The sequence below is a fragment of the Novosphingobium chloroacetimidivorans genome (assembly GCF_014204535.1).
Lineage (GTDB): Bacteria > Pseudomonadota > Alphaproteobacteria > Sphingomonadales > Sphingomonadaceae > Novosphingobium > Novosphingobium chloroacetimidivorans.
Window position 1 is genome coordinate 25,233 of record NZ_JACHLR010000011.1, and the last position, 22,492, is coordinate 47,724.

17 protein-coding genes are annotated in these 22,492 nt (G+C 65.5%); 9 read left to right on the forward strand and 8 right to left on the reverse strand.

The window, feature by feature from the left end; all coding sequences use genetic code 11:
• The first annotated feature begins 158 nt into the window (after window positions 1-158).
• From HNO88_RS13155 to HNO88_RS13165, 3 genes are all read left to right on the forward strand, one after another.
• Window positions 159-890 carry an SDR family oxidoreductase gene (locus HNO88_RS13155; protein ID WP_184246096.1) on the forward strand — a complete coding sequence of 244 codons (732 nt, stop codon included), beginning with the start codon at window positions 159-161 and terminating at the stop codon, window positions 888-890.
• A 12-nt stretch (window positions 891-902) separates the two neighbouring features.
• On the forward strand, window positions 903-1,811 hold the full coding sequence (locus HNO88_RS13160) for an SDR family oxidoreductase (protein ID WP_184246100.1): 909 nt from the start codon (window positions 903-905) through the stop codon (window positions 1,809-1,811).
• Window positions 1,812-1,917: 106 nt separating this feature from the next.
• Entirely contained in the window at window positions 1,918-3,420 is a 1,503-nt protein-coding gene (locus HNO88_RS13165; protein ID WP_221420011.1) for an aldehyde dehydrogenase family protein, read from the forward strand.
• A gap of 165 nt (window positions 3,421-3,585) precedes the next feature.
• Here the strand turns inward: HNO88_RS13165 and HNO88_RS13170 are convergent, their stop codons facing one another.
• The 3 genes from HNO88_RS13170 to HNO88_RS13180 all read right to left on the reverse strand — a co-directional run bounded on the left by HNO88_RS13170 (window position 3,586) and on the right by HNO88_RS13180 (window position 6,919).
• Window positions 3,586-4,659 (reverse strand): metal-dependent hydrolase family protein, encoded by a 1,074-nt coding sequence (locus tag HNO88_RS13170; RefSeq protein WP_184246103.1) that lies wholly within the window; start codon window positions 4,657-4,659, stop codon window positions 3,586-3,588.
• Window positions 4,616-5,011: a hypothetical protein gene (locus tag HNO88_RS13175; protein WP_184246106.1), complete on the reverse strand. Its 396-nt coding sequence runs from the start codon at window positions 5,009-5,011 to the stop codon at window positions 4,616-4,618. Before HNO88_RS13175 ends, HNO88_RS13170 begins: the two co-directional genes overlap by 44 nt.
• 63 nt (window positions 5,012-5,074) lie before the next feature.
• Window positions 5,075-6,919, reverse strand: coding sequence for a DUF885 family protein (locus tag HNO88_RS13180; protein WP_184246108.1), 1,845 nt, complete (start codon window positions 6,917-6,919; stop codon window positions 5,075-5,077).
• Window positions 6,920-7,008: 89 nt separating this feature from the next.
• Here HNO88_RS13180 and HNO88_RS23025 point away from each other — a divergent pair, with 89 nt between their 5' ends.
• Together HNO88_RS23025 and HNO88_RS13185 are read left to right on the forward strand one after the other, a co-directional pair.
• Entirely contained in the window at window positions 7,009-7,239 is a 231-nt protein-coding gene (locus HNO88_RS23025; RefSeq protein WP_376768774.1) for a helix-turn-helix domain-containing protein, read from the forward strand.
• Window positions 7,240-7,281: 42 nt separating this feature from the next.
• The gene (locus HNO88_RS13185) at window positions 7,282-7,893 is read left to right on the forward strand and encodes a LysR substrate-binding domain-containing protein (RefSeq protein ID WP_221420013.1); all 612 of its coding nucleotides are present in this window, start codon (window positions 7,282-7,284) and stop codon (window positions 7,891-7,893) included.
• A 347-nt stretch (window positions 7,894-8,240) separates the two neighbouring features.
• On the opposite strand, the gene guaA is transcribed toward HNO88_RS13185, so the two are convergent.
• Entirely contained in the window at window positions 8,241-9,800 is a 1,560-nt protein-coding gene (gene guaA, locus HNO88_RS13190; protein WP_184246111.1) for a glutamine-hydrolyzing GMP synthase, read from the reverse strand.
• Between the two features lie 496 nt (window positions 9,801-10,296).
• Window positions 10,297-11,700, reverse strand: a complete 1,404-nt coding sequence (locus tag HNO88_RS13195) for a M20/M25/M40 family metallo-hydrolase (protein ID WP_184246114.1) — start codon at window positions 11,698-11,700, stop codon at window positions 10,297-10,299.
• Window positions 11,701-11,841: 141 nt separating this feature from the next.
• Here HNO88_RS13195 and gyrB point away from each other — a divergent pair, with 141 nt between their 5' ends.
• From gyrB to HNO88_RS13210, 3 genes are all read left to right on the forward strand, one after another.
• Window positions 11,842-14,370, forward strand: a complete 2,529-nt coding sequence (gene gyrB / locus HNO88_RS13200) for a DNA topoisomerase (ATP-hydrolyzing) subunit B (RefSeq protein ID WP_184246117.1) — start codon at window positions 11,842-11,844, stop codon at window positions 14,368-14,370.
• Between the two features lie 296 nt (window positions 14,371-14,666).
• A complete protein-coding gene (locus HNO88_RS13205) occupies window positions 14,667-15,056 on the forward strand; it encodes a metallopeptidase family protein (RefSeq protein WP_184246121.1) in 390 nt (129 codons plus the stop codon).
• Window positions 15,057-15,169: 113 nt separating this feature from the next.
• Window positions 15,170-16,933, forward strand: coding sequence for a bifunctional metallophosphatase/5'-nucleotidase (locus tag HNO88_RS13210; RefSeq protein ID WP_184246123.1), 1,764 nt, complete (start codon window positions 15,170-15,172; stop codon window positions 16,931-16,933).
• Window positions 16,934-16,956: 23 nt separating this feature from the next.
• On the opposite strand, the gene HNO88_RS13215 is transcribed toward HNO88_RS13210, so the two are convergent.
• Genes HNO88_RS13215 through lgt form a run of 3 tightly spaced genes read right to left on the reverse strand, consistent with a single transcriptional unit; the run spans window position 16,957 to window position 19,443 of the window.
• Window positions 16,957-17,469 carry a DUF2306 domain-containing protein gene (locus HNO88_RS13215; RefSeq protein WP_184246126.1) on the reverse strand — a complete coding sequence of 171 codons (513 nt, stop codon included), beginning with the start codon at window positions 17,467-17,469 and terminating at the stop codon, window positions 16,957-16,959.
• Window positions 17,469-18,533 (reverse strand): class I SAM-dependent methyltransferase, encoded by a 1,065-nt coding sequence (locus tag HNO88_RS13220; protein WP_376768773.1) that lies wholly within the window; start codon window positions 18,531-18,533, stop codon window positions 17,469-17,471. Before HNO88_RS13220 ends, HNO88_RS13215 begins: the two co-directional genes overlap by 1 nt.
• A 10-nt stretch (window positions 18,534-18,543) precedes the next feature.
• Window positions 18,544-19,443: a prolipoprotein diacylglyceryl transferase gene (gene lgt / locus HNO88_RS13225; RefSeq protein ID WP_246381743.1), complete on the reverse strand. Its 900-nt coding sequence runs from the start codon at window positions 19,441-19,443 to the stop codon at window positions 18,544-18,546.
• Between the two features lie 292 nt (window positions 19,444-19,735).
• Between lgt and HNO88_RS13230 the strand changes: the two genes are divergently transcribed.
• Complete coding sequence (locus tag HNO88_RS13230; RefSeq protein ID WP_184246131.1) at window positions 19,736-22,486, forward strand: [protein-PII] uridylyltransferase; 2,751 nt, start codon at window positions 19,736-19,738, stop codon at window positions 22,484-22,486.
• Window positions 22,487-22,492: the final 6 nt, after the last annotated feature.

The following is a 22,492-nucleotide window of genomic DNA, read 5'->3' on the forward strand; positions in this document are numbered from 1 at the left end:
GCTTCAACGGGAGGATAGTTTTCTCCCGAACTATCGTCATACCGCTATACATTGTCGCCACTCTGCTAATGTTGGTCCGCCGTGCAACGATGGCGTGGCCCTTCGCGTCTCAAGCCCTGATGAAGCCGCCGATGCGGCTTTGCGACGCCGGAGGAAACATGGCTGCGAACAGAGTTGCGATCGTTACGGGTGGGTCGAAAGGGATAGGCGCGGAGGTATCCCGCCGACTGGCGGCAGACGGCTACGCTGTTATCGTCGACTATTCCGGCGATGCCGCTTCGGCGGACGAGGTGGTGGCTTCCATTGTTGCCGCTGGAGGGAGGGCCCAGGCGGTCAAGGGCGACGTCAGCGATCCCGCCGCGCTCGCCGCTTTATTTGATGCCGCCGCAGCGCTCGGAACGGTGGCGGCGCTCGTCAACAATGCCGGCGTCATGAAGCTCGCACCGCTCGCGGAGGCCGACGACGCGTTGTTCGATCGCCACGTTGCGATCAACCTGAAGGGCGTGTTCCTGGGGATACGCGAAGCGGCACGGCGGATGGGTACCGGCGGCCGGATCGTCAGCTTCTCGTCGAGCGTCGTCGGGCTCAATCAGCCGACTTATGGCATCTATGCGGCGACAAAGGCCGGTGTCGAAGCGCTGACCCGTATTGCCGCCAAGGAACTGGGGCCGAAGGGGATCACGGTCAACGCGGTCGCGCCCGGCCCGGTCGCCACCGCGCTTTTCCTCGACGACAAGACCGACGAACAGGTAGCCCAGGTCACCAAGATGATCCCGCTCGGGCGGCTCGCCGAACCCGCCGACATCGCTGCGGTCGTGTCCTTCCTCCTTGGCCCGGACAGTGGGTGGGTCAGCGGGCAGGTCCTGCGCGCCAACGGTGGTATGGTCTGAGAGGATATAGCAATGACGTTGGTAGCACTCGTGACCGGAGCCTCCAGCGGCTTCGGTGAGATAATCGCCCGCGACCTCGCCTCGGCCGGGCACATCGCCTATGCCTCAATGCGCGGTACCGGGGAAAAGAACGCCGACAAGGTGAAGGACAATACCGCCTTCGCCGCCGACAACGGCGTGGATCTCCGCTCGATCGAGCTGGACGTTCAGGACGACGCATCCATCGGATCGGCGGTGGAGCAGATCGTCGGCGAATGTGGGCGGATTGACGTGCTGGTCCAGAACGCTGGCCACATGGTCTATGGGCCGGTCGAGGCGTTCACGCCCGAACAGTGTGCGCAGCTCTACGATGTGAACGTGCTCGGGGCGCATCGGGTCAACCGCGCCGTGCTGCCGCACATGCGCGCCGCGCGATCGGGTCTGCTGGTCTGGATATCGAGCAGCAGTGTCGCCGGCGGTGTGCCGCCGCTTCTCGGCCCCTATTTCGCCGCCAAGGCGGGTATGGACGCGCTCGCCGTGTGCATCGCCAAGGAAGTGGCATCATTCGGCATCGAGACCACCATCGTGGTTCCCGGCGCGTTCACCACCGGGACCAACCACTTCAAGAACGCGGGTAAGCCGGAAGATGCAGCGATCGACGAAGCCTATGCGAAGCTCTGGGGGGAAGACTTCGAAGACCAGATGCAGGCCGCGCTGGCGGAGACGGTGCCCGACGCCGCCGATCCGGGAGAGGTCGGCAAAGCAGTGGTGGACCTGGTAGCGCAGCCTCACGGGAAGCGGCCGCTCAGGATCCATATCGATCCGGCGAGCGATGGCGCTGCCGTCACTTTCACCGTCATGGACAGGGTGCGGGAGCAGTTTCTCCAGCGCATCGGCTATGAGCGGCTCCTGCATCCCCATGGGCGCGAGGACGCTGCCTGACCGGCGCGAAGTGAGACTGTTCACCGATCGCCCGCAGCCGGCGTCGCCGGACTTCTCCTGAATGCACGGCGCCGAAGGCTCGGGCCGAACGTGAGAGCGTCGACGCATGAGCATGAACGATGCCCCACCCCCCTATCACGGTTTCGACCATCAGTTCGTCGGCGGCGAGTGGCGGCCGGGCGCTTCGACCTACGAGATGGATGATAGAAATCCCTACGATGGTTCAGTCCTGACCAAGCTTCGCGGAGCATCGGTTGGCGACGTGGCAGATGCCTATCGCGCGGCGGCCAATGCCCAGCAGGAATGGGCCTCCACACCGCCACGCCAGCGCGCAGCCGTCATGGCCCGTGCTGCGGCGATCACGCTCGAACGCCGTGAGGAAATCGTGGCGACCACCGTCAAGGAGACGGGCTGCGTCCGGCTCGTGGCGGAGTTCCTGTGGCAGCTTATCTGGTCGATCCTCCACGCGTCCGCCTCCTACCCCGCGCGGGTGACGGGCCAGATCGTTCCAAGCGAGTGTCCGACGGAGGAAAGCCTCGTCTACCGCAAGCCGGTGGGTGTGATCGCGATCATCAGCCCATGGAATGCGCCCTTCAATCTCACCATGCGATCGCTGGCGCCGGCGCTGGCGCTGGCGCTGGCGCTCGGCAACGCGGTGGTGCTCAAGCCGGCGAGCGACACCCCGATCACCGGCGGCCTCTTCCACGCGCGCATCTTCGAGGAAGCAGGCCTCCCCAAGGGCGTGCTCAGCGTGCTGGTGGGCGACAGCGACGAGATCGGCGACGCCGTGGTCGAAGATCATGCCGCCGCGTTCATATCCTTCACTGGATCGACCGGAGTCGGTCGCAGCCTGTTCACGAAGATCGGCGAATCGTCGCGCCTCAAGCATCTCGGGCTGGAGCTCGGCGGCAATGCGCCGTTCGTCGTGCTGGACGATGCCGATCTCGACGCCGCCGCTCATGCGCTCGTCGTGTCCCGCTTCCTCCACCAGGGTCAGATCTGCATGAGCGCCAACCGCGCGATCGTAGACGAGAAGGTCTACGACGCGTTCGTCGAGAAGGTCGTGGAGCGCACGAAGGCGCTGGCTTTCGGCGATCCGATGGATGCGTCGACGGTGATCGGTCCGATCATCAATCGGCATCAGGTCGATGCGATCGTCGAACGGATCGAGCGCGTCAGGGCCGAAGGTGCGCGCGTCGTGCTCGACGGTCCGGTCACCGGCTCACAGAACAACATTGTCCCGCCGCACATCATCCTCGACGTAGATCCATGCAGCGCGATCGCGCAGGAGGAGAGTTTCGGACCTTTGCTCCCGATCCTGAAGGCCCACGACGAAGCCCACGCCCTGGCGCTAGCCAACGACACGGATTTCGGCCTGTCGGCGTCGGTCTTCACCGGCGACCTCGAACGCGGGCGGCAGTTCATGCTGTGCGTCGATGCCGGCATGGGCCACGTCAACGGCATCACCGTCGCGGATTCGGAATATGCCGCCTATGGCGGCCAGGGCAATTCCGGGATCGGTCGCTTCAACGCCGACTGGGTGATCAACGAGTTTACGCGCCCGCATTGGATCACGGTGCAACGTGGCGCAGAACGTCTGCCTTTCTGATCGGGACAGACGTACCGGCTTGCCCGGGCCGGGTTCATTCCGGCAGCGATGGGTTGCGTGAACGGTCGTATGGTGCGGGGGTTCCCTTTCATCGAAGGCGAGATCGGTGGGGTGAAGGGAATTCCTGCTCGACACGGGCATGCAGGACGCCCTTGTCATCAGCAACTACTTCTTTTCAGGCATCGATTTTTCTTCATGGCCTGCCAGGAAGAGGCGCCCTTCCTTCAACATGAGCCGCCCATTTACAAATGCTGTCTCGACTTGGCGCAGGGCTTGGAAGTCTTGATCCGGATTTCCTCCGACTACGATGATATCGGCCAACTTTCCGACTTCGATCGTACCGAGCCGGTCGCCCATGCGCAGAATTTCCGCACTGGTCTTCGTGGCTGCGACGAGCGCTTCGGACTTGCTGAAGCCGAGCTGCGTAAAACCGTTCAGTTCATCGATATAAGCGCCAGGCATGTACTCGGGCCAGTCGCCAATCAGATCGAGGCCGATCCCCATTTTCACGCCTGCACGGCGCAGCTTCCTGCCCATCTGCAGGATCGTGTCTTCATTAAGCTCGAAGCGGCGGGATGTTGATCCATAATAGCCGCCGGACGAGCGGGTGATGATCCGATAGGGCACCAGCGTCGGCACCGAAGCGATGCCACGCTTCGCCATCCGCGCCACTGCCTCGTCGCTGCGAGGCAGAGGATGCTCGATCGAGTCCACTCCGGCCTCGATAGCCATGTCGATGTAGCGCGTCTCGGCATCGACCGTCACGGGCAGACCAAGCGAATGGGCCTCATCGACAGCAGCGTCGATCTCGGCTTGCGAGTACTCACTTGCCAGCTTGATGAGGTCCGCGCCTTGCGCGAATTGCGCCCGCACGGCCTCGCGCCAGCTGTCGGGGCCAGAGGCGGTCCGCACCATTGCATTGGGATTCTCTACACCGCCCAGCCTGATCGCGTGGAGCGCGGCGTGGCCGCCGGTCTGAGTGATCAACTGACCCGCCGCGAATACGCGGGGGCCCGGGATCGCGCCGCTCGCCTGGAGCCGCTTGAGCACGAACGGGGCATCCCCGTGCGAGCCCACATCACGCACGCTCGTCACCCCGGATTGCAGCTCAATCGCCATACGGCGCTGCCCCCGCATGGCCGCCTCGGCACCGCTGACGAGACTGTTGGAGTAGATGTTGCCCGCGTCCGCGTTGTCAAGGAAGGTCAGGTGCGTGTGCAGGTCGATCAGGCCCGGCATCACCGTCTTTCCGGTCACGTCGTAGACGATCGCGTCCTTGGGCCAATTCCGATCGCCCGGCCCCAAGCACCGCAGTGATCGTCTTGCCCTCAACGACGACCGTGGATGGCCGGGCAGGCGCCCCGGTTCCGTCGAACAGCCGTCCGCCGACGAGTACGAAGGCGCCCTTGGGTGCGTTGTAGTCGGCCGGAACCGGGATGCGCAGCACGTCGTCGCTGGTGGGCACCGACTTGGGCAGCCAGCGATCGCGGTTGTGCAGGGGCTGCACGTCGGACGCATCCGGTTGCGCCATCGCCGGACCTGCAATGGCGGAAGCAGCCAGCAACAGGCCGGAAAGCCAGATCGTCTTCATCGTGTACCTCAACTGCAAAAGGCCTTGCGGGCCGTGGAGCATCGGCGTGTTGGTATGGCCCGGCTAGCCATGCTTGCGCGTCTCGATCCACTCGCCCACCCGGCGCTCCAGCAGCGGGAGGGGCATCTGTCCGCCGCCCAGGATCGTGTCGTGGAACTCCTTCAGGTCGAAACGCTCGCCGAGTTCGCTTTCCGCGCGTTTGCGCAGTTCCTCGATCTTCAGCATGCCGATCTTGTATCCCGCCGCTTGCCCAGGCCATACAATGTAGCGCTGCACCTCGGCGCGGATCTGTCCCTCGGCCGCGGGCGAATTATCGCGATAGTAGGCAACGGCCTGTTCCTCGGTCCAACCCTTGGCGTGCAGCCCGGCGTCGAGCACCAGACGGATCGCCCGCCAGATCTCGGTCGAGAGGCGACCGAAGTCGGAGTAGGGATCCCGGTAACCGCCCATCTCCTTGCCCAGCTTCTCCGTGTAGAGCCCCCAGCCCTCCTGATAGGCGTTGATGTCCAGGAACTTGCGGAACTCAGGAACGCCGGTCATCTCCTGCGCGATCGCGAAGTTCATGTGATGGCCCGGCAAGGCCTCGTGATAGGAGATCACCTCCAGCTGCGGGATCGGCATCGCACGCATGTCTGACAGATGCAGGTAGTAGACTCCGGGGCGCGACCCATCGGGTGTCGAAAGGAAATAATGCTGCGGGGCTCCGGGGATCTCGCGATAGCCCTCGACGCGCTTCACCACGACGTCGGCCTTCGGGAGAGTACCGAAAAACCGCGGAACCTGCTGTTTCATGAAATCAACGTGCGCTGTCGCGGCGTCGATGTAGGCTTGTCGTCCGGCATCGGTATTCGGGTAGTAGAAACGCGCGGTGTCTCGCACGTAGCGGAAGAACTCGGGAAGCGAACCTTCGAAGCCCACCTGCGTCTTGATCGTTTCCATCTCGACCTTGATCCGCGCAACTTCGGCAAGGCCGATCCGGTGCACCTCGTCGGGGGTGAGCCGGGTGGTCGTCCCGCTCGCCAGGGCCATTTCGTAGTAGGCCTTGCCGTTCGGATTCTTGCCGACGCCCGTCGCGACTACGTCCGCTCGAGGCACTTCGGCCTCGAACCAGGCCGCCTGTTCGGCGTAGGCGGGTCCCCAATGCGCGATGAGCGCCTCGTGCGCTGCCGTCTTGTAGGCTGCAGCCCTCGCCCGATCTATCTTGCCGGACTTGAGCAGGCCCTCGATCTTGGCCTGCGCGTCGGTCCAGACGACGTTGGTGCCTGGTCCGGCGAACGGCGCCCCCGCGCTCAGCGCGCGCGATTGCCTGCTCATCGCCTCATAGGCGAAGCGGGGGACGCGGGAGCCCGCCGCAGCGTTGCGCTTGGCGATCTCGACCAGTTGCGACTGCGCGCGGGCGATGCCGCCGATGCGGGCGATGTAGGCGTCCATGAGCGTCGGGACGCCGGTCCCCGCCGCATCTTCGAGCCTGCGCTCCAGTCCGCGCCGGATATTGCCCTTCTCACCCTTGGGCCGTTGCGGACTGTGCTCGTCGAGCAGCGGCGTGGCGATGGGGTCGAAGTTGTATATCGTGCCGGGCAGCACGACCCGCGCGCCGCCGGCCGCGCGCGCGGCCGCGATCGTATTGTCGATCATCGGCAGAACCAGCTTGTCCCAATCGCGATAACCGGCGGGGTTTACGCCGTGGAATATTGCGGAGCATCCGACCGCCGCGGCGGCAACGTCGGCGGCGTTCATCGCATTCCCTGGCACCAGTTCGACATTGTGGCGCTCGGCCCATTGCGGCGACAGCGCTGCAGGATCGCGGACAAGGGCGCGCAGCAGGAAACCATGCCGCAGCAGCGCGGTCGCGACGCTTCCGCCGATCCCTCCTGAGATACCTAACATGCAGATGACGGTGGATGTCATGCCAATCTCCTCGACTGTCGAGACGATGATCGGCGTTGCCCGTGTCAAAAGGAATTGTTGAAGCTTTGCCACCGGCCTACAAGAATTTGATGAGACGTGAGCCAACCTGGGATGAGCAGCGAGCGTTCCTTGCCGTTTTCGACACAGGCAGCCTGTCGGCAGCGGCGCGCTCGCTCAGCCTCTCGCAGCCAACCGTTCGGGTGCGGATCGAGGCGATGGAGGCCGCCCTGCAAGCTGTATTGTTCACGCGGTCTTCAAACGGTTTGGTTCCGACGCCGAGAGCGAGAGCGATGGCGGTACCTGCCCGCGCGATGGCGTAAGCGTCCGGCGCGCTTCTGCGTGCAGCCTCGGCCGACGCGGACGTGCCCGAGGGCTCAGTACGCATCAGCGTGTCGGAAGTGGTCGGTATCGAGGTTCTGCCACCGATGCTGCAACGGCTCCAGCGCCGTCACCCGCATCTGGTGTACGAAGTGGAACTCAGCAACACGAGTGCCGATTTGGTCGATCAGCAAGTCGACATCGCTGTGCGAATGCACCGTCCCGAACAAAGCGCCTTTATTGCCCAAAAGGTTTGCGCGGCTCCGCTCGGCCTGTTTGCGCATCGTAATTATGTTGCTGCCTTCGGCACTCCCGCCAATCGGAGTGAAATGGCCGATCATCTGTTCATTGGACCCGATCGCAATCAGGCCGACTTGCAGCTAGCCGGTATGATCGCCGGTGAACAAACCTTACGCTGGAGCCTGCGCACAGATAATCATCCGGCCCAGCTCGCCGCGGCGCGGGCCGGCCTCGGCATCGCTGTCTTCCAGGAACGTGTGGCCATGCGCGAGCCGGACCTCGTTCGGGTCTTACCTGATGTGAGCCTGCCCGCCCTGGAGACATGGATCGTGACCCATGAAAACCTGCGTCATGTTCCGCGCATTTCCACGGTGTTCGACCATCTGGTCGCGGAGTTCACTCGTCCGCCAAGCTAGGTGGATAGCGATTATCCAATGCATTCCGCCGCCCCACCGGGCATGACGCGGACATGCACGCCATTAGGTCAGCTACTTTGTGAATCTTCTCTTTTGGTTTCAATGCCTGAAGGGCGGCGTCCGTCAGCATCCCACCTGCCGCCAAAAAAGTACCGTCGCGAGCCTCATTGGCCCCGACGGTACGTTCCAAAATGCAGCTAAGCAATATGCCAGAGGCGCCTCAGGCGGACCGCCACCGCCAAACTCTACCCGCCGATAGCTGTCGACCGCTATGCGAAAGATTCATCTCTATTTGAGTAGCTTGGCGGATCGCAGCACAAACCTAGCGGAGTTCGGATGGGCCTGGATCATTCCCACTCGATCGTGCCCGGCGGCTTGCTGGTGTAGTCGTAGACCACGCGGTTGATGCCGCGCACCTCGTTGATGATGCGGGTCGACACGCGGCTGAGGAACTGGGCGTCGAAGGGATAGATGTCGGCGGTCATGCCGTCGGTCGAGGTCACCGCGCGCAGGGCGCAGACGTTGTCGTAGGTGCGCCCGTCGCCCATCACGCCGACGGTCTTGACCGGCAACAGCACCGCGAAGGCCTGCCAGATCGCATCGTAGAGCCCGGCGTTGCGGATCTCCTCGAGGTAGATCGCATCGGCCTTGCGCAGGATGTCGCAGCGCTCGCGCGTGACTTCGCCGGGGATGCGGATGGCGAGGCCCGGCCCGGGGAACGGGTGGCGGCCCACGAAGATCTCCGGCAGGCCGAGTTCGCGGCCCAGCTCGCGCACTTCGTCCTTGAACAGTTCGCGCAAGGGTTCGACAAGCTTCATGTTCATGCGTTCGGGCAGGCCGCCGACGTTGTGGTGGCTCTTGATCGTTACCGAGGGACCGCCGGTGAACGACACCGATTCGATCACGTCGGGGTAGAGCGTGCCTTGCGCCAGGAACTCGGCACCGCCGATCTTCTTCGCCTCGTCCTCGAACACGTCGATGAAGGTCTTGCCGATGAACTTGCGCTTGGCCTCGGGGTCGGTCACGCCCTTCAGGCCGTTGAGGAACAGCGTGGAGGCATCTACGTGGACCAGCGGAATGTTGTAGTGGCCTCGGAACAGCGAGACGACCTGCTCGGCCTCGCCCTGGCGCAGGATGCCGCCGTCGACGAAGACGCAGGTCAGCTGGTCGCCGATCGCCTCGTGGATCAGCAGCGCGGCTACCGCGCTGTCGACACCGCCCGAGAGGCCGCAGATCACCCGGCCCGAGCCGACCTGGGCGCGGATCTCCTCGATCTTGGTCTTGCGGAACTCGGCCATGGTCCAGTCGCCGGCCATGCCGCAGACGTGGCGCACGAAGTTCTTGAGCAGCTTGCCGCCGTCCGGCGTGTGCACCACCTCGGGGTGGAACTGCATGGCATAGATGCGCTTGGCATCGTTGGCGATGACGGCGAAAGGCGCGCCGGGGCTGGCCGCGACCGGGCGGAAGCCGGGGGCTAGGCTGGTCACCTTGTCGCCGTGGCTCATCCACACCTGGTGACGCTCGCCGACTTGCCACAGGCCATCGAACAGCGCGCAAGTGTCGTCGATCTCGATGAAGGCGCGGCCGAACTCGCCGCTGTCCCCCAGCAGCACTTCGCCGCCGAGTTGGTGCGTCAGCGCCTGTTGACCGTAGCAGATGCCCAGCATCGGCCGGCCGCTCTCTAGGATGGCATCGGGAATTCGCGGTCCGTTTTCGTCGAGCACCGAGGCTGGCGAACCTGAGAGGATCACGCCGATCGGGTCGAGCCGGGCGAACGCCTCTTCCGCGGCCGAGAACGGCGCGATTTCGGAATAGACACCCGCCTCTCGCACGCGGCGCGCGATCAGCTGGGTGACCTGACTGCCGAAGTCGACGATCAGGATGTTTTCAGAAGGCTGGATGCTCATGGCCGCGGGTTAGTCGTCCCGCCGCGACGTGTCCAGAGAGGCACAGTCAAGGCCAGCCATGCCGCTGGCGGCTTGCAGATTGTGCAAGTTGGATTGTTACCTTTGACATTGTGAAAATTACTAACCCTCCTATGTTGCATTTGCGAAGGGATTGGCAGCTAAGAAGCGCTGACCCGGACCCAAACAGGAGGAAAGTGCCATGACCATCGTGCAACGCACGTTCGGTCTCGCCGCGGCCCTGGGCGCTAGCGCCCTGGCGTTCGCTCTCACCCTCGCCTGAGGACTTGAGTAGCTGAGACCGAAGAGGCGGCCCCGCAAGGGGCCGCCTTTTTCGTGTGTGCTGCGGATAGATCCTCCCCTGCAAGGGGAGGTGGCAGTCCGTAGGACTGACGGAGGGGTGTAACCCTCTCGTCCGAGCACTTAGCGGACGGTGACACCCCTCCACCACTCGCTACGCGAGCGGTTCCCCTCCCCTTACAGAGGAGGATCCGAAGGTTCATCCCGCGAGCGTCTTCACCAGATCGTAGAGGTAATCGCGCGCGGTGTAGAGCGACTTCGCCTCCACCCGCTCGTTCAAGCCATGCGTGCCGTTGCCGTCGGGATCGGTCCAGACACTAGGCACGCCATACGTGGGTATGCCCACCGAACCCAGGTAGACGCCATCCGTCGCGCCCGTGGACATCGAAGGCACCACCGGCACGCCAGGGAAGTACTTGGCTGCCAGCGTTTCTACCGGCTTGACGATCGCGGGATCGAGCGGCGGTGACTTGGCGATCGGCTTGCCCTTCACCTTCTGCTCGATCTTCACGCCCGGATCGCCGATCGCGGCGGCCAGTGCAGCCTGGGTCTCGTCAGCCGTGCGTCCTGGAAACATGCGGCAGTTGACGTTCGCCGTGGCACGCTGAGGCAAGGCGTTCTGCGCGTGCCCGGCATCGACCATCGTCGCGACGCAAGTGGTGCGCAACGTGGAGTGGAACTGCTTGTCCTTGTCGAGCACGGCCAGCGCCGCCTTGTCGTTCACGTTCGCGGCGATAGCGGTCATCGCCTGTCCCATCTCGCCGCCGCGCAGCTTGGCGGACTTGCTGAAGTAGGCGCGGGTGACGTCGTTGAGCTCGGCCGGGAACTCGTAGGCGCCCACTTTCAGCAGCGCTTGCGACAGCTTGTAGATCGCATTGTCCGGCACCGGCTGCGAGCTGTGGCCCCCCGGGTTCGTGGTGGTGAGCGTGAAATCCTGGTACGCCTTTTCGCCGACCTGCAGCGTCTGGACGAGCACCTTGCCGTTTCCGTCCGTCCGTCCGCCGCCGCCTTCGTTCAGCGCGAACTCGGCGTCGATCAGGTCGCGCTTGTTCTTCGACAGCCACTCGGCGCCGTTGAAGGCGCCGCTTGTCTCCTCGCCGCAGGTCAGTGCCAGGTTGATCGTGCGCTTGGGTTTAACCCCCGCCTTGGCGAAGCGGACCAGCGTGTCGGTCCAGATCGCGGCCTGCGCCTTGTCGTCCACCGCGCCGCGGGCGTAGTAGTAGCCGTTCTCCTCGACCAGCTTGAACGGATCGCGCTCCCAGTCTTCGCGCTTGGCCTCGACCACGTCGATGTGCGCCAGCAGCAGCATCGGCTTCTGCTTGGTCGTCCCCGGATAGATCGCGACGAGGCCGCCGTCCTTCGGGTACTCGGGCGTGCTGAACGGGATGAGCTGATCGTCCTTGAAGCCCGCCGCCTTCAGCCGGGCAGCCATCTTCGCCGCCGCTTCGGTGCAACTGCCCTGAGTGACGGTGGTGTTCGTCTCGATCAGCTCCTTGTAGAGGCCGAAAAACTCCTGCTGGTCGGGGCGCAGCGCGCCTTGCGCAGCGGCCAGCGATGGCGCCACCAGCGCGGTTGCGAGGAGTGCGGTCAGGATCGTCTTCATCGGCGTGGCCCCTTGTTCTTGCGCCGCTACACTGCCGGACCAGTCATCCAGCGCAAGCCCCATCGTCGCGGAACCGCACCCCTGTGGATACGCGAGCCCATTTCGCTTTAGTTTCCCCCCTGCCGTCCCTATATAATCGCTATGGCAAGCACCCCTGAAACCCGTCCCGAAACCGTCAAGAACACTAACACCTACGGCGCGGACTCGATCAAGGTCCTCAAGGGCCTCGACGCGGTCCGCAAGCGGCCGGGCATGTACATCGGCGACACCGACGACGGGTCGGGCCTGCATCACATGGTCTTCGAGGTTTCGGACAACGCCATCGACGAGGCGCTGGCGGGGCACTGCGACCTGGTCACGATCGAGCTGAACCCGGACAACTCGGTGTCGGTGACCGACAACGGCCGCGGCATTCCGACCGGCATCCATGCCGAGGAAGGCGTCTCCGCAGCCGAAGTCATCATGACCCAGCTGCACGCCGGCGGCAAGTTCGAGAACACCAGCGACGACAACGCCTACAAGGTCTCCGGCGGCCTCCACGGCGTCGGCGTGTCGGTGGTGAACGCGCTGTCCGAATGGCTGGAATTGACCATCTGGCGCGACGGCGAAGAGCACTGGATGCGCTTCGAGAACGGCGACACCGCCGCGCCGCTGCGCGTGGTCGGCAAGGCGGCCGAGGGGCAGAAGGGTACCAAGGTCACCTTCCAGGCATCGACCGAGACGTTCAAGAACGTCACGGAATACGACTTCGACAAGCTGGAGCACCGCTACCGCGAGCTCGCGTTCCTGAACTCTGGCGTGCACATCCTGCTGCGCGACAAGCGGCACGAGGAAGTGCTGGAGCACGACCTCTACTACGAGGGCGGGATCGCCGCCTTCGTGAAGTACCTCGACCGCAACAAGCAGGCGCTGATGCCCGAGCCGATCGCCATCGCGGCGGACAAGGACGGCATCGGCATCGAGGTCGCGCTGGAGTGGAACGATTCGTACTACGAGAACGTCCTTACCTTCACCAACAACATCCCCCAGCGCGACGGTGGCACCCACCTCGCCGCTTTCCGCGCCGCGCTGACGCGCACGCTGAACAACTATGCAGAGCGTTCGGGCCTGCTCAAGAAAGAGAAGGTCACGCTTTCGGGCGACGACATGCGCGAGGGGCTGACCGCGATCGTCTCGGTCAAGCTGCCGGACCCCAAGTTCTCGTCGCAGACCAAGGACAAGCTGGTCAGCTCCGAAGTGCGCCAGCCGCTGGAATCGCTGATGGGCGACAAGATGAGCGAATGGCTGGAGGAGAACCCCGCCACCGCCAAGGCCATCATCCAGAAGGTGATCGATGCCGCCGCCGCGCGCGAGGCGGCCAAGCGCGCGCGCGAGCTCACCCGCCGCAAGGGCGCGATGGACATCGCCAGCCTGCCCGGCAAGCTGGCCGACTGCCAGGAGCGCGATCCTTCCAAGTGCGAGCTGTTCCTGGTCGAAGGTGACTCGGCCGGCGGCTCGGCGAAGTCCGGCCGCGACAGAAAGATCCAGGCGATTCTGCCGCTCAAGGGCAAGATCCTCAACGTCGAGCGCGCGCGTTTCGACCGGATCATCTCGTCCAAGGAAGTCGGCACGCTGATCCAGGCGATGGGCACCGGCATCCGCGACGACTTCAATCTCGAGAAGCTGCGCTACCACAAGATCGTCATCATGACCGACGCCGATGTCGACGGCGCGCACATCCGCACGCTGCTGCTGACGTTCTTCCATCGACAGATGCCCGAGATCATCAAGGCCGGGCACCTCTTCATCGCCCAGCCGCCGCTCTACAAGGTGAGCAAGGGCCGCTCCGAGGTGTACCTCAAGGACGACCGCCAGCTCGACCGCTACCTCGTCGATGCCGGTCTGCAGGGCCGCATCCTCGAGACATCGGGTGGGGCCCGCGGCGGTGCCGAGCTGCGCGAGCTGATCGACCACGCCATGGCGATGCGCAACATCATGAGCTATGTGCCGCGCAAGTACGACGCCGGCATCATCGAGGCGCTGGCGCTGGCCGGCGCGCTCGCGCCCGATCTCTCCGATGCCGGGAAAGTCGCGGCGCTGACCGCCTCGTCCGAATGGCTGGAGCGTGGCGATCCCGAAGGACGCTGGACGGCCAGGCGCGGCGAGGAAGGCGCGTACATCGTCGAGCGCCTGTGGCGCGGCGTGACCGATCACCACGTCATCGAGGCGAGCTTCCTGGCGAGCGCCGAAGCACGCAAGCTGGCCAAGATCGCGGGCGAGCAGGCGTCGGTCTATGCCGTGCCGGCCCGCCTCACCCGCGCCTCGGCGGCCAGCGAAGCACCCGAGCCGACCAGCGCCGAGACCGGCGAAGAAGACGTCGCCGAGGCTGCGGCCTCCCGTCCGGTCGCCAGCGATGGCATCATCACGCGCCCGACGCAGTTGCTCGATGCCGTGCTCGCCACCGGCCGCAAGGGTCTGTCGATCTCGCGCTACAAGGGTCTGGGCGAGATGAACGCAGAGCAATTGTGGGAAACCACGCTCGATCCCGACAACCGCATCCTGCTCCAGGTCAAGGTAGAGGACGCCGACGTGACCGACGAGATCTTCACTCGCCTGATGGGCGACATCGTCGAACCGCGCCGCGACTTCATCCAGGAGAATGCGCTCAACGTCGCCAACCTGGACGTGTGATGATGCCGCCCCCGTGCTGCGGCACGGGAGTGGCCATGCCTGTCCGCCGATTACCCCGTCACCCTGGCTTTGTTTCAGGGTCCATGGCGCCGCACACGCTGTCTGCCCGGAAGCAGACCGCCGATGCGGTTGGCGGTTCTGACGGTGGAGCTTGGCTGACCAATGGACCCTGAAACAAGTTCAGGGTGACGAGGACCTGGCAGGCAAACGGCGGCCGGCAGGAAGGTGATATACGGCACGGTGCGATCACCCTCATCGCCCTTGTTCTATGACATGGCGCCTCCGACATAGCGGCAATGACCGGACCCGCTCCCACCGCCGCCGTGCTCGAAGCACTCGCGCACGAGGCCTTCACACGCATTCCCGAGCCGTTCGCCCGCCACCTCGATGGCATCCGCGTGCTGGTCGAGGAATTCGCCGACGACGCAACGCTGGAGGCGGTCGGACTGGACGATGCCTGGGAACTCTCCGGCGTCTACCAGGGCTATTCCATGGACAAGGAGTCGGTCTGGTCGTCCGGCCACATGCCCCCAGTGATCCGGCTGTTCCGCCAGCCCCTGCTTGCCGAGTGGTGCGAAACCGGCGTGGCCCTGGACGAGCTGGTGACGCATGTGGTGATCCATGAAGTAGGGCACCACTTCGGCTTGTCCGACGAGCAGATGCACGCACTGGAGGCCAAGGCCTAGGCTCGCTTAGGCGACCAATCCTACCTCCCGTTCGGAGAAAGGGTTGGAAGGGGCAGATATCCTTCCACGAAACGCCATTGGCTTGTCACATCACCGTCCGATAGAAGCGCCCCATGAATTCCCTTAGCAAGCGCAGCATACCGCTGCTCCTCGCCTCGCTGCTGGCCGCATGCGCCACGCCGCAGGCTCCGCACCGAACCTCCGCCTCAAGCTCGCAAAGCCCGGTCGAGATCGGGATCATCGCCATCAACGACTTTCATGGCGCGCTCGAGCCGCCCAAGCAGTCCGTCAATCTGGCGAACCCGGACGGCACCTTCACCGGCGTGCCGGCCGGCGGCGCCGCGTGGCTCGCCACTGCCATCGACACGATCAAGGCCGCACATCCCAACCACGTCGTCGTCGCAGCGGGCGATCTCACCAGCGCCTCGCAGCTCGCCTCCTCGCTCTACCTCGACGAGCCGGCGGTGGGCGTGATGAACCGCATCGGCCTGGAATTCAACGCGGTCGGCAACCACGAGTTCGACCGCGGCTCGGCCGAGCTGCTGCGCCTGCAGAACGGCGGCTGCCAGAAGAACACGCGTCATGAGCCATGCCGCCTCGAACAGTTCAAGGGCGCCAGCTACAAGTACCTGTCCGCCAGCACGATCAAGGACGATGGCCAGACGCTGTTCCCCGGAACCGGCCTCAAGACCTTCGACACGCCCGCGGGCAAGATCACGCTCGGCTTCATCGGCCTGTCATTGCGCACGGTGCCGGCGCTGGTCTCGCCCGATGCGCTGAAGGGCCTGCGCTTCGCCGACGAAGCGGACACCATCAATGCGCTCGTGCCCAAGCTGAAGGCGCAAGGGGCCGATGCGGTGGTGGTGCTGATCCACCAGGGCGGCAGAACGCCCGACTTCAACGATGTCAACGGCTGCAAGCAGTTCACCGGCGACATCGATCCCATACTCGATCGCCTGAAGCCCGGCGTCGATGTCGTCGTCTCGGGTCACACGCACTGGCCCTATGTGTGCGAGCGTGCCGGTCCCGATCCCGCGCGCCCCATCCTGCTGACGAGCGCCGGGGTCTATGGCGAACTCGTGACCGATATCACCCTGAGGTTCGACCCGAAAACCCATGCCCTGGTCGCAAAGGCCGCGCGCAACGTGATCGTCCAGTCGCAGCCTTACACGGGCTCGCGCGGGTCCATTTCGAACACCGATCGGGTCGCCAGGTTCGCGCCCAAGCCCGAAGTCGCGAGCTATGTGAAGCGCTACGTCGACGATGTGGTGAAGGAAACCTCGCGTCCCGCCGGGCACTTATCCGGCCCCGCGATCAAGACCGAAGGCGAAGGCAGCTGGCGCGGCGGCCCGCTCGGCTACCTGATCGCCGACAGCCAGCTGGGCGCCACGCGCAAGCTGGGCGCCCAGCTGGGCTTCACCAACCCCTTCGGCGTACGCACCTCGCTGGTGCCGGCCAAGGACGGCACGGTGACCTTCGGCCAGCTCTATGCCGTGCAGCCATTCAACAACGAACTGGTGGTGCAGACCATGACCGGCGCGCAGATCCTGGCGCTGATCGAAAACGGCCTGGACGACCAGGACACCCGGCAGGTGATCGCGCCATCGGCCAACTTGCGGTACAGCTACGACATGCGCCGACCCTCCGGGCACCGCGTGGTGTCGCTGACGCTGGATGGCAAGCCGCTGGTTCCGACAGCCAAGTACCGCGTGGCCAGCAACAGCTTCCTGTCCGAAGGCGGCGACTTCTTTGTGGAGTTCACGCAGGCCACCGACAAGGTCCGCGCAGGGATCGACGTCGAAGCGATGGAAGCCTGGCTCACCGCCGTGCCGATGCGCCAGGTTCCCAATGACGGCCGGGTGACGGAGATCAAGTAAGCCTCGGCCGGCCGCCAAGGTTCTCAGCCGAACAGCCAGCTGCCCAGCATGCGGTGGAACGGGAAGGTGAAGAACCCCGCCGTCAGCAGCGCCCCGATCACGAGCCCCCGCACGATGCGGCGGTGGCGCTTGTGGTCGTGCCGGCGCGCCGTGATCACCAGCATCGGCAATGCGCAGAGCGTCACCCCCGAGAGAATGTGGATTGGGCTGAGATGCCCGCTGGTGCGGATGGCGAAGCTGTCGATCGCCGTGAGGCCAAGCGCGCAGACCCATGCGTAGCCCAGCTTGCGATGCAGGCGGGTGCCCCGCCGCATCCACAGGATCGCCGGCGTCAGCGCCAGCGTCGCGATCATGGTGGCAAGGTGAACCCACAAGACCCACGGCAGCCGCCCCCACTGGTCCACGCCGCGCAGCAGCGCCGCCAGGACGAAGGCCAGCAGCACCAGCGTCAGCACGCCCAGCACCCGCTCGACACGGTCGGGCGCAATCGTCGCCGGCTCGCGCCGCAGTGGCGCGCTAGAAGCAAGCGTCGCCATCAGAAGCCCGCCCCATCGGGCCAGCGCGGCGAAGCCAACCCCATGACCTTGAACAGCGCCCCCATCTCGTCCTCCGCGATCAACCGGTCCCTTGCGGCAGCGATGGCAGCGGCATGCTCCGGCGCGAACCGCGCCAGGCTCTGCGCGCGTGCCTCGATCCCCAGCGCGCACAGCCAATCACCCTGCCGTACAGTGCCCAGCCAGCGGCACCCACGCGAGAGCGCGACGTTGGCGAGTGTGGCGAAATCGACATGCGCGGTCAGGTCGGCCTCGCCCGGATGGGCGAAGGCATCGACCTTGCGGTGCGCGCGCAGGGCCTGCAACGTCGAGCCGGTGCGCACGGCATCGTGCCCATAGTCGACGAACAGCGCCGCACCGCCTTGCTCCACCAGGCGCCCGGCGACCTCGTAGACGACCGCGGCCGCCCCCGGACAGGTCTCGATCAGAGTGCCCGGCTCGGCCTGGCGCAGGGCTTCGGGCACTGCGGCATCCATCGGGCGCTCGCCGGCAAGACCGACGAAGGCGCCATCATGGACCGCCACCATCCGCTCGCGCCAGCCGCCTTGGGTCTTCACCAGCTGGCGGATCGGAAGGGCATCGAGAAACTCGTTGGCGACCAGCAGGATCGGGCTGTCCGTCGGCAGACTCGCAAGGTCGGCATGCCACACGGCTTGCGGCACCGCCTCCACCTGCAGTGCCTTCAGTGCCGTAGATCCCTCGACGAAGTGCACCTTGGGCACGAGCCCGAACTTGGCGGCTGAGCGCAGCGCATCGCGCGCCAGGGTCCCTCGCCCGGGGCCAAGCTCCACATAGTGCACCGGCTCCGGGCTGCCGGCGCGCAGCCAGACGTCGGCAAGCCACAGGCCGACAAGCTCGCCGAACATCTGGCTGATCTCGGGCGCGGTGATGAAGTCGCCCGCATCGCCCAGCGGATCGCGCGAGGCGTAGTAGCGGGCATTTGATTCGCCCATGAAGTACTGGACGCTGATCGGGCCGGTGTTGCCGATCAGGCGCTGGAAGATCGCCGTCAGCGGCTCGCCCGCCTCATCGGCCAACCCACTCAACCCGGGACGCTCACGTAATGACCGGGCGCCTGCCGGCGAGCGGCGGCTTGACGAGCGCGCGCGCGACCATCGCCAGGCCCAGGATCATCAGCGGGATCGTAAGCCATTGGCCCATCGACAGGCCGGTGCGCATCGCGAAGCTCTGCAACTGCGCATCGGGCTCGCGGAAGAACTCGACACTGAAGCGCGCGAGCGCGATGCCGGTCGAGAACACGCCGACCATCAGGCCCGGCCGATATCGCGCGCGCGTCTTCCAGTACAGCAGCAGCATGATCACGATCAGCAGCGCGCCCTCCAGCGCCGCTTCGTAGAGCTGGCTCGGGTGACGCGGCAGAGGCCCGGCATCCGGGAACACCATGGCCCAGGGCACGTCCGGCCCCGCCACCCGGCCCCACAGCTCGCCGTTGACGAAGTTGGCCAGGCGCCCGAACAGCATGCCGAACGGCACGCACACCGCGATGTAGTCCGCCACGCGGATGAAATTCAGGTCCGCGCGCCAGGATACCCAGGCCATGGCGAGGACGACGCCGATCAACCCGCCGTGGAAGCTCATGCCGCCGTGCCAGAGCGCCAGCAACTCGCTGGGGTGCAGCCACAAGCTGGGAATGCCGGTGTCGCCGCCGGTGTAGAACGTCGCATAGCCCAGGCGCCCGCCCAGGATGATCCCGAGGGTGCAGTAGAAGAACAGGTCGTCCGCGTGGCGCTGCGCCATCGGAGCGCCTGGCGCCTTGATCATGCGGCCCAAGTGCCAATAGCCCAGCACGATGCCGGCCAGATATGCCAGCGAGTAGTAGCGCAGCGTGAAGAAGCCCAGGTCGATGCCGTTCTTGAGCCCCAGGTTGACCCAGTAGATCGGCTCGTGAGCGCCAATGGACGTCGTAGCGGCGGCGGCGGCGGACGGGATCAGCAAGCGGGCGGCCTCTTTCGATATGCGTGGGAGCCCTGGCGGCACCGGCGCGCCTTCTGGCATAGCGCGGTGACGGAAGGAAGGCGGGTTTTGGCAAGCAGTCCTCCCCGGCACGGGGAGGGGGACCATGCGCAGCATGGTGGAGGGGATTCTCGTCAGGGAATGAGCTTGCGTGCACCGTAGCGCGAGGTCGCGAGTCCCCACCACCACTCGCTGCGCGAGCGGTCCCCCTCCCCGTGCCGGGGAGGACAGGCGTGCTCTTCCCTCCCGCCTCCGCACTCTCTACATCGAGCTCATGCACGTGATCCGCATCCCTTCGCCGCGCTCCGTCATCGATCGGCGCGGCATCACCACCCGCATCGCCGCGCTGGTGGAGGAGCACGGGCCCGCGAAAGCGCGCAAGGAGATCGTGCCGATCCTGCGCAATGCGCTGGCGCAAGGGCGTGAGGAGATCGCGCGGCGGCTGGTGGAGCGGCCCAGTGCCGGCCATGAAGTCGCAGAGGCGCAGGCCTTCCTGGTCGACCAGATCCTGCGCATCATCCACGATCACGTCGTCACCGACGTCTACCCCGCCAACAATCGCTCCAAGGGCGAGCGGCTGACGATCGCGGCGGTCGGCGGTTATGGTCGCGGCGAGATGGCGCCGCACTCGGACGTCGACATCGCCTTTCTGACGCCGATCCGCTCCACTGCCTGGTGCGAGCAGGTGATCGAGGCGATGCTGTACTTCCTATGGGACCTGGGCCTCAAGATCGGCCAGTCCAGCCGCTCGATCGACGAGATGGTGCGCATGTGCAAGTCGGACCTGACGATCCGCACCGCCATGCTGGAGGCCCGCTACGTGTGGGGCGATCAGGACTTGTTCGAAGAGGCGCGCCAGCGCTTCTGGAAGGACGTGGTCGGCGGCACCGAGCGCCAGTTCGTCACCGAGAAGCTGGCCGAGCGCGAGAGCCGGCACAAGCGCATGGGCGACAGCCGCTATGTCGTCGAGCCGAACATCAAGGAGGGCAAGGGGTCCCTGCGCGACCTCCACGCGCTTTACTGGATCGGCAAGTACATCCACAAGGTGCGCTCCACCGCCGAACTGGTCGACGTCGGGCTGCTGAGCCAGAAGGAATACCGCGCGTTCCGCCGGGCGGAGAACTTCTTCTGGGCCGTGCGCTGCCACTTGCATACGATCACCCGCCGCGCCGAGGATCGCCTGACCTTCGATCTCCAGCGCGAAGTGGCTGCGCGGATGAACTACGCCGACCGCCCGGGCAAGAGCGCGGTCGAGCGGTTCATGCAGTACTTCTTCCTGCAGGCCAAAGTCGTCGGCAACCTGACCGGCGTGTTCCTGGCGCAGCTGGACGAGCAGTTCGCGCAGCGGCCCGCACGCGGTCTCCTCGCCAACTTCCGGGCGCGCACCCGCATGGTCAAGGGCTACAAGGTATTCGGCGGCCGCCTGCGCGCGCCGTCCGACAGCTGGTTCACCGAAGAGCCGCTGCGCCTGATCGAGATCTTCGTCGTCGCCGACCGCGAGGGCCTTGAGATCCACCCCGAGACCTTGCGCCTGATCGGCCACGACATTGCCCTCATCCGCGACGACCTGCGCCGCGATCCGCGTGCCAATGCGCTGTTCCTTGAGCTGCTGACCAGCCGCCGCGATCCGGAAAAGGCCTTGCGCGCGTTCAACGAAGCAGGCGTGTTCGGCCGCTTCATCACCGAGTTCGGCCGCGTCAACGCGCAGATGCAGTTCGACATGTACCACCACTACACGGTGGACGAGCATACCATCCGCGCCATCGGCCTGCTCGCCCGGATCGAGCGTGGCGAACTGAAGGACGATCACCCCCTCGCCCACGAAGTGATCGCCAAGGTGCGCAGCCGGCGCGCGCTCTACATGGCGGTGCTGCTGCACGACATCGCCAAGGGTCGGGGCGGCGATCATTCGATATTGGGCGCCGAGATCGCCGAGCGGCTGTGCCCGCGCCTGGGCCTGGACGAGGAAGAAACCGAGCTGGTCGCCTGGCTGGTCCGCCAGCACCTGATCATGAGCGCGACCGCGTTCAAGCGCGACTTGTCCGACGGCAAGACCATCGCCGATTTCGTGGGCCTGGTGCAATCGCTCGACCGTCTGCGCCAGCTGATGCTGCTGACCGTGGTCGACATTCGCGCGGTGGGGCCCGGCACCTGGAACAGCTGGAAGCGCCAGCTGATCGGCGACCTCTACGGCGCCGCCGAAGAACGCCTCCGCCTGGGCCATGCCGAATACGGGCGCGAAAAGCGCATCGCCGCCAAGCGTGCAGCCGTGGAGGCGCGGCTCGGATCCGAGAGCGAACTGATCGCGCAGATCGGCAAGCACTTCGGCGATGCCTATTGGATCGCCGAGGCCGACGATGTGATCGCCAAGAACCTGGCGCAGTACGAGGCGTCCGGAAACGAGCCGCTATCGATCCAGACCGAGTTCTATCCCGCCCGCGGCGCCACGCTGGTGACAGTGATCGCAGCCGACCACCCGGGCCTGTTCTACCGCATCGCCGGCGGCATCCACCTGGCCGGCGGCAACATCATCGACGCGCGCATCCACACCACCCGGACCGGGCGCGCGGTGGACAACTTCCTCGTCCAGGATCCGATCGGCCGCCCGTTCCGCGAGGATGGCCAGCTGGAGCGGCTCCGCACCTCGATCGAAAACGCGCTCGCCAATCGGGTGCGACTGCTGCCCCAGCTTCATGCCCGTCCCGATGCGAGGCCGCGCGCCGATGCCTTCGAGGTCCGCCCCCGCGTGCTGGTCGACAACAAGGCGTCGAATCGCTTCACCGTGGTGGAAGTCAACGCCCGCGACCGGCCGGCGCTGCTCAATCGCCTGGCCTTCGCGTTGTTCGATGCGCGGCTGATGGTGCACTCCGCGCACATCGCCACGTATGGCGAGCGCGCGGCGGACACATTCTATGTAACCGACCTCCTGGGCGAGAAGCTTGAGAACCAGGGACGGATCAAGGCACTGGAAAAGCGCTTGCTGGAAGCTGCCAGCGAGGCGGCCGGAGTGGCGGTGGCGGCCTGAAGCACG

Coding starts and splice junctions, on each gene's coding strand:
- HNO88_RS13155 (WP_184246096.1), top strand. CDS start 159: ATGGCTGCGAACAGAGTTGCGATCGTTACGGGTGGGTCGAAAGGGATA.
- HNO88_RS13160 (WP_184246100.1), top strand. CDS start 903: ATGACGTTGGTAGCACTCGTGACCGGAGCCTCCAGCGGCTTCGGTGAG.
- HNO88_RS13165 (WP_221420011.1), top strand. CDS start 1,918: ATGAGCATGAACGATGCCCCACCCCCCTATCACGGTTTCGACCATCAG.
- HNO88_RS13170 (WP_184246103.1), bottom strand. CDS start 4,659: ATGCCGGGCCTGATCGACCTGCACACGCACCTGACCTTCCTTGACAAC.
- HNO88_RS13175 (WP_184246106.1), bottom strand. CDS start 5,011: ATGAAGACGATCTGGCTTTCCGGCCTGTTGCTGGCTGCTTCCGCCATT.
- HNO88_RS13180 (WP_184246108.1), bottom strand. CDS start 6,919: ATGACATCCACCGTCATCTGCATGTTAGGTATCTCAGGAGGGATCGGC.
- HNO88_RS23025 (WP_376768774.1), top strand. CDS start 7,009: ATGAGACGTGAGCCAACCTGGGATGAGCAGCGAGCGTTCCTTGCCGTT.
- guaA (WP_184246111.1), bottom strand. CDS start 9,800: ATGAGCATCCAGCCTTCTGAAAACATCCTGATCGTCGACTTCGGCAGT.
- HNO88_RS13195 (WP_184246114.1), bottom strand. CDS start 11,700: ATGAAGACGATCCTGACCGCACTCCTCGCAACCGCGCTGGTGGCGCCA.
- gyrB (WP_184246117.1), top strand. CDS start 11,842: ATGGCAAGCACCCCTGAAACCCGTCCCGAAACCGTCAAGAACACTAAC.
- HNO88_RS13205 (WP_184246121.1), top strand. CDS start 14,667: ATGACCGGACCCGCTCCCACCGCCGCCGTGCTCGAAGCACTCGCGCAC.
- HNO88_RS13210 (WP_184246123.1), top strand. CDS start 15,170: ATGAATTCCCTTAGCAAGCGCAGCATACCGCTGCTCCTCGCCTCGCTG.
- HNO88_RS13215 (WP_184246126.1), bottom strand. CDS start 17,469: ATGGCGACGCTTGCTTCTAGCGCGCCACTGCGGCGCGAGCCGGCGACG.
- HNO88_RS13230 (WP_184246131.1), top strand. CDS start 19,736: ATGCACGTGATCCGCATCCCTTCGCCGCGCTCCGTCATCGATCGGCGC.